This window comes from Sphingomonas sp. CCH10-B3 (assembly GCF_001556185.1).
Taxonomy (GTDB): Bacteria; Pseudomonadota; Alphaproteobacteria; order Sphingomonadales; family Sphingomonadaceae; genus Sphingomonas; species Sphingomonas aquatica.
In genome coordinates, this window is record NZ_LSIJ01000071.1 from 1 (window position 1) to 6,677 (window position 6,677).

Genomic DNA, 6,677 nt, shown 5'->3' on the forward strand with positions numbered 1-6,677 from the left:
GACCGGCTCGTCAATCTGTTCGGCGCCCTCGCAGTGGGCATCACCGATCGAATTAGGGGTTTGAGTAGCAACGGAACAGAAAACCTACATAAGCCAAGCAGCCGCTTATCTCCGGTCCGCGTTGTCATGGACATAACGGCGCAGCACGCGGTTTATTTCGGTCTGGTATCCCCCCGATTGCGCGTGATCCTTGAACCAGCTCACCACATCGGTATCGAGCCGCAGGGTAACGGGTTTTTTGCGCGGCTTGTAAAGACCGGGACGCTTTGCCAAAGCCCAATTCTCAATCGGTGCCTCGGGAATATCCGCCGTGTCGATGTCAGTGTCAGGCATGTCCACTAGCTGCGCAATTTGGGCCGCTATGTCAGCCTCAGTCATCTTGTGCTTCATAACGTTTCCTTTCATCGGCTGTCGCTTTTCGGGCGCTGATAATACGTATGCTGTTCTCATCGTCACCCGTGGGGAGCGTGTGGACGACCGTTAAGATCAATATGCCGCGTACCAAGCCAATCGCGTGCCAGCGTTCTTCGTCGTTTTCATAGCGATCAAACACGATGATATGGGCGGGATCATCCCAGACCAGCTCAGCCAGCTCGAATGCGACATGGTGCTTGCGCAGGTTGGCAGCGGCCTTGTCGTCGTCCCACTCAAATATCACAAAACTTCCTGTATTGACATTATCGTGCATACATTGCTCGAGGGCCAGATGCAACGCTGAACCATGCGGTCACAACAAACCCCGGTTTGATGCGAAGCGGTCCGACGAACGCGATCGACCCACTGGACGGCCTTCAATCTCACATCTACCCGTCCAGAAACCTATAGCCGGTAAACCCATCGTTCGATAGATTGATGCAAGAGGGAGCGGGCGTCGATGCTGATCGGGTACATGCGGGTGTCGACGGGCGAGCAGAATCTCGATCTGCAACGTGATGCGCTCGATCGTGCCGGATGCAACCGGATCTTCGACGACGTTTGCTCGGGCCGTACGACCGAACGGCCTGGGCTCGACAAGGCAATCGATATCATGCGTGATGGCGACGCTCTTGTTGTCTGGAAGCTCGACCGAATTGGACGGTCGCTGCCTCACGTCGTCGGGCTGGTCGGAGATCTGCAGAAGCGCGGCGTCGGCCTGAAGGTGCTGACCGGCGATATCGATACGACGACCGTCACGGGCCGGTTAGTGTTCGGCATCTTCGCAACCCTGGCCGAGTTCGAGCGCGACCTGATCCACGAGCGCACGATGGCAGGGCTGGCTGCGGCCAGGGCCCGTGGCCGCGCGGGCGGGCGGCCACGGGTGATGACGAAACAGAAGTTGAAGGCCGCAATGGCGTTGATGGCAGACCGCGACAATGCCGCGCGCGACGTCGCTGTCCAGCTCGGAGTATCGGTGTCGACACTCTATGCCTATGTCGACGCCAAAGGACAGCCGCGAGAGCGGGCCAGCGAACTGTTGGCCAAGCGCGGGACCAGATCCGCGGCAGCGGCATAGCGTGAAGCGGTGCCAGTCAGCTTTCTCTCGGACGACCAGGCACTGCGATATGGTCGCTTCGTAGGCGATCCGACCTCGGAACAGCTGGCGCGGCACTTTCATCTCGACGATGCGGACCGGGCGTTCATCGGCGCACACCGCGGCGACCACAACCGGCTCGGTGTCGCGGTGCAGCTTGGCTCGTTGAGGCTGCTCGGCACTTTTCTCGAAGATCCGGCGCAAATACCTGCGTCCGTCACGCGATTTGCTGGCGACCAACTGGCGATCGACGGATCGGCCGAACTAATGGCGCGATATTGCGCGACCAAGGGACGATGGCGGCACGGCCCGCGCATCCGCATTCATTATGGCTACCGAGTCTTCTCCGATCCCGGCGTCGCGTTCCGATTGCATCGTTTCCTGTATGCGCTGTGCTGGACGGGCACCGATCGACCGTCGGCCCTGTTCGACGCAGCCGCGACATGGCTGCTCGAGTTCAAGGTGATGTTACCGGGATTGTCCGTCCTCGAGCGCGATATCGCACGGGTCCGCACGCGAGTCGCCGCGCACGTCCATCGCCGCCTGGTCGACAAGCTGACGTCAGAGCAACGTACCCGGCTCGATACGCTCGTCGCTGTTGCCGAAGATGGACGGCAAAGCCCGCTCGATCGACTCCGTGATGGGCCATATCTGCAAAGCGGCCCTGAGATCAGCCGGGCCATCGACCGACTGACCGAAATCCGTACATTCACCACAGGCTTGCCCGAACTCGACCGCGTACCGCCCGGCAAGGCCGCCGCATTAGCGCGATTTGCCGGCGCCGCGAAAGCGCAGGCCGTCGCCCGGTTGCCGGACGATCGCCGCGCGGCGACCCTGGTTGCCTTCATCCGGACGCTTGAAGCGTCGGCCAGCGACGATGTCATCGACCTGTTCGACGCCGTGTCGACCAAGATGTTCTCCAATGCGCGCATCAACGCCAAGGAGGCGCGGATGCGCTCACTGCGCGATCTCGACGCCGCATCGCTCCGGCTTCGCGATGTCGGGGCGGTGCTGCTCGATGACAGTATCGGCGACACCGAGGTCCGCGCAGCCGTGTTCGCGCTCGTCGACCGGGCAGCGCTGACCGAGGCCGTCGCGCAGGTGAACCTGCTCGCCCGGCCGACCGACGAGAGCTACTTCGTCGAGTTGCGCCAGCAGACTGGCACGATGCGCTATCTGCCGAAGATGCTTGCTGGGCTCGATCTTGCGGCGGCGCCAGCGGGGCAGCCGCTGTTGGACGCGGTCGATCACCTGCGGAGAGTTCACCAGGGTGAAAAGCGCCGTGGACCGGTACCAACATCTTTCGTACCCAAGGCCTGGGCCCGCCAGCTGAAGACCGCGGACGGTGCATTCGATCTGATCGGATACCGGCTTTGTACGCTCGACCGACTACGCCGCGCCATCCGTCGCCGCGACGTCTTTCCCGTTCGCTCACTTCGCTATGCCGATCCTCGCAAGGGCCTACTGACGGGAGCTGGCTGGGAGGCGGCGCGACCGACGGTATGCCGCACGGTCGGCGTGGCGGTCGCTGGCGACGAGGAAATCGCCAAACTTTCGGCGCGGCTCGATCTTGCCTACCGCGAAACAGCCGCGCGCGTGCCGGACAACGATGCCGTGACAATTACGAAGACCGCGAGCGCCGCCGACCTATCAATCGCACCGCTCGATAAGATCGACGAGCCATTGAGCCTCACCAACCTGCATAATGCGATCGATGCGCGACTGCCGCGGCTCGATCTCCCCGAGCTGATCCTGGAGATGCACGCGCGAACGGGGTTCGGGGCAGCGTTCACTCATGCCAGTGAGGGCAATGCGCGCGCTGAGGATATAGCGACCACGATCTGTGCAGTGCTTGTCGCGGAGGCAACCAATACCGGGTTCGAGCCGCTTGTCCGCTCGGAGGTCCCCGCCTTGCGCCGGTCGCGGCTGAGCTGGGTGAAGCAGAACTTCATGCGGGCCGAAACGCTGACGGCGGCCAACGCGCTACTGGTCGCCGCGCATAACAGGATTCCACTGACCCGTGCCTGGGGCGGCGGCGAGGTCGCCTCGGCCGATGGGCTGCGATTCACCGTGCCGGTCCGCACGATCCACGCCGGCCCGAACCCGCGCTATTTCGGGCGCGAACGCGGCGTCACCTGGTACAATCTGGTTTCCGACCGTTTTTCCGGGCTGAATGCCGTGACGGTCCCCGGTACGTTGCGCGACAGCCTCCATCTGCTGGCGGTCGTGCTCGACCAGGAAACCGAATTGCGGCCAAGCGAAATCATGACCGATACGGCCGGCTATACCGACACAATTTTCGGCGTTTTCTACCTCCTCGGGCTCCAGTTCTCGCCGCGCATCGCCGATATCGGCGGCGCGCGGTTCTGGCGTGTCGATGGAAAGGCCGATTACGGTGTGCTGGACGACCTCGCGTCGAACAGGATCAACACCAAGCTGATCGTCGAGCACTGGGATGACCTGCTGCGCCTGGCCGGATCGCTGAAACTCGGCGTCGTGCGCGCGACTGGGCTCACCCGTGTCCTTCAGACCAACGATCGCCCGACCAAGCTAGCGCGCGCGCTCCAGGAACTTGGCCGCCTCATCAAGTCGCTCTACATGCTGCGGTTCATCGATGACGAAACCTACCGGCGACGCATCCTGGTCCAGCTCAACCGGGGCGAGAGCCGTCACCAGCTCGCCCGCACCGTATTCCACGGCAAGCGCGGTGAGCTTCGTCAGCGTTACCGCGAAGGGCAAGAAGATCAACTCGGCGCGCTTGGGCTCGTCGTCAATCTGGTCGTGCTCTGGAACACGATCTACATCGACGCCGCGCTCAACCAGCTCCGCACCGAAGGTCATGTGATCCTCGACGAGGACGTCGCGCGCCTCTCGCCGCTCGGCTCCCAACACATCAACATGCTCGGGCGCTACGCCTTCACCATCCCCGACATGGTCGCGCGCGGCGAGCTGCGGCCGCTCCGTGATCCCAGCGTCACGGGCATCGACGATGCCTGAAGCCGCGCCTTATGTAGGTTTTCTGTTCCGTTGCTACTCAACCCCCGTTGTGCACGCCGCGTCGCGGCTGCATGATGGCTACATGGCACCCCACATTCTCTACGGCGTCCCGCACTCGCTCTATACGGGCAAGAGCCGAGCCTATCTGCGCAAACAAGGCTTCACCTATGTCGAGCGCACCCCGGCTGATCCGCGCTTCAGGGCGGAGATCGTGCCCCGGATCGGCCGCGGCATCATCCCGGTGCTGGTGACGCCGGACGGAGAGGTCATCCAGGACACGGTCGACATCCTCGACCATTTCGAGGATCGCGGCGTGCCGGTGTCGGCCCGTCCGCCGGGCGCGCGCCAGCGCGTGCTGGCGCATGTCGCCGAGCTTTACGCCGTGGTCACGCTGACGCGCCACGCCATGCATTATCGCTGGTCGTATCTGGATGAGCAGCGGACCTTTCTGACCGACGCGTTCACCGGCGGATCGGGAACGGACGGTGCGGCCAAGGTCATGGCGCGCATGCAGTCCTACCTGCCGATGCTCGGCGTCACGCGGGACACGATTCCTGCGATCGAGGCGTCGTACCTCACCTTGCTCGACCTGCTGGAAGCACACCTGTGCCGGCATCCCTATCTGTTCGGCGGGCAGCCATCGCTCGGCGATTATGGCCTGCTCGGCCCGCTCTTCGCGCATCTCGGTCGCGATCCGGTTCCTGCCGACCTGATGCGCCGCCGTGCGCCCAAGGTCGCGCGCTGGGTCGAACGGATGAACGCGCCCGATGCCGATCTGCCGGAGTATGGCGAGTATCCGACCTGCTACCTAGGCGGCGACGAACTGCCCGAGACGCTGGTGCCGCTGTTCCGGCACATGGCGGACGAGCTGTTGCCGGAGCTGGCCGACAAGACCGCCTGGCTGTGCCGGTTCGTCGCCGACACCGACCCCGAGGAGGGCGCGCCGGTCACCGACAAGCCGCACCAACGGGTGCTCGGCTCGGTGGACACCATGTTCGGGGGCGTGCCGTTCGCCAGCGGCGTGCAGCCGTACCTGTTCTTCCTGTGGCAGCGGGTCACGGACGTGTTCGCCGCGCTCGGCGACGAGCAGCAGCACGCCGTGTCCGCGTGGCTGGACGGCGTAGGGCTGTTGCCGCTCCTAGACTTGCCGCAGCCGGTGCGGGTCGAAAGAAGCGGACATGTAGAACGCTGGGGCGCCCGCTTGCCGACATCTCCGGGCCTCCGCACCGGTTACGCTCCGGCCTGAGTTGCACTGCGATGACGGGCTGCGGCTCCTCATCGGCATCAGAGCATCAATTGCCTAATCCTCTCTCTCCGGCGCCTGTCTCAACATTCGAGGCGGATGGCACTCAAACCTGATCGCTTTTCGGGAGAAGAGTGCATTTCCCGAACGTCGATCCCAATCGGGACGATCGCGGCTGGCGCGGTTCGGCTCATTCAGTCGTAAGCGTATATCGGTGCCCCTTCTATGCGCCGGCCGCTGTTCGCAAAAACCTTCCTTTCTGACGACTTTGCCGGCGAACCATGATCGCAACGCATTTCTGCGGTCCGCCGCTTGTCAGAACTGTTCTGGAAACCCGCTTCACAAAAGCGCCTGCCGGCGACGGGTTTGGAGAACCCATTGGCTGGGAGCGTGAGCACAACGTCCCGTTTGCAAGCAGCGCCGGATGATGGCGAGCACACTGGCAGATAATTCGAGCAGGACGCTCCCCGCCAGTGGCAGATAGCGTGAGCAGGAAATCAGGCTGTTTGCGAGCAGACACTGATATGATTGCAAGCGCCTACAGCTACGCGATCAACTTTTCGCATCCGTCTCACCCGATGTACGCCCGTTCTCATACATCGTGCGCGCGAGCCACCCGACAATCATGTGTTTGCCGTCACACGTCTGCTGTCCGTATGGACGCAAGTAGAAGGCACGCTGATGCCGCAAGAAGCACCAAGTCCTTCAACAGGAACTGTCCGGTTCCGGCCGAAATCGCCGGGAACCCGCCAGCGGTCGGCTCGGCGACGCCAGGCGTGCTCAGGAAAAACGTCAGTGTCACGGCATAAGTCAGGCATGACATCGCCGCGCCGAGAGCGGAGGCCGTCTTGTTGAAAGCACCGATAATCAGCGCAGCGGCCGTCGCGAGCTCGACGGTGCCTATAAAATAGCTTCCACCCTGCACCC

At 63.1% G+C, this 6,677-nt stretch carries 6 protein-coding genes; 3 read left to right on the forward strand and 3 right to left on the reverse strand.

Annotated features, from left to right (window positions below; all coding sequences use genetic code 11):
• Window positions 1–105: 105 nt before the first annotated feature.
• Both AX672_RS12015 and AX672_RS12020 read right to left on the reverse strand, forming a co-directional pair.
• Window positions 106–390 (reverse strand): BrnA antitoxin family protein, encoded by a 285-nt coding sequence (locus AX672_RS12015; protein WP_010339846.1) that lies wholly within the window; start codon window positions 388–390, stop codon window positions 106–108.
• A complete protein-coding gene (locus AX672_RS12020; RefSeq protein WP_031290428.1) occupies window positions 371–688 on the reverse strand; it encodes a BrnT family toxin in 318 nt (105 codons plus the stop codon). The genes AX672_RS12015 and AX672_RS12020 overlap by 20 nt, the downstream gene beginning before the upstream one ends.
• Before the next feature lie 186 nt (window positions 689–874).
• Here AX672_RS12020 and AX672_RS12025 point away from each other — a divergent pair, with 186 nt between their 5' ends.
• The 3 genes from AX672_RS12025 to AX672_RS12035 all read left to right on the forward strand — a co-directional run bounded on the left by AX672_RS12025 (window position 875) and on the right by AX672_RS12035 (window position 5,753).
• Window positions 875–1,492 (forward strand): recombinase family protein, encoded by a 618-nt coding sequence (locus AX672_RS12025; protein ID WP_015449304.1) that lies wholly within the window; start codon window positions 875–877, stop codon window positions 1,490–1,492.
• Window positions 1,493–1,501: 9 nt separating this feature from the next.
• Window positions 1,502–4,507, forward strand: coding sequence for a Tn3 family transposase (locus AX672_RS12030; protein ID WP_015449303.1), 3,006 nt, complete (start codon window positions 1,502–1,504; stop codon window positions 4,505–4,507).
• Window positions 4,508–4,589: 82 nt separating this feature from the next.
• Complete coding sequence (locus tag AX672_RS12035) at window positions 4,590–5,753, forward strand: glutathione S-transferase family protein (RefSeq protein ID WP_066651699.1); 1,164 nt, start codon at window positions 4,590–4,592, stop codon at window positions 5,751–5,753.
• A 634-nt stretch (window positions 5,754–6,387) separates the two neighbouring features.
• On the opposite strand, the gene AX672_RS12040 is transcribed toward AX672_RS12035, so the two are convergent.
• Window positions 6,388–6,677, reverse strand: a 290-nt coding sequence (locus AX672_RS12040) for a DUF417 family protein (protein ID WP_168727458.1), incomplete at its 5' end; no start/stop codon positions are given.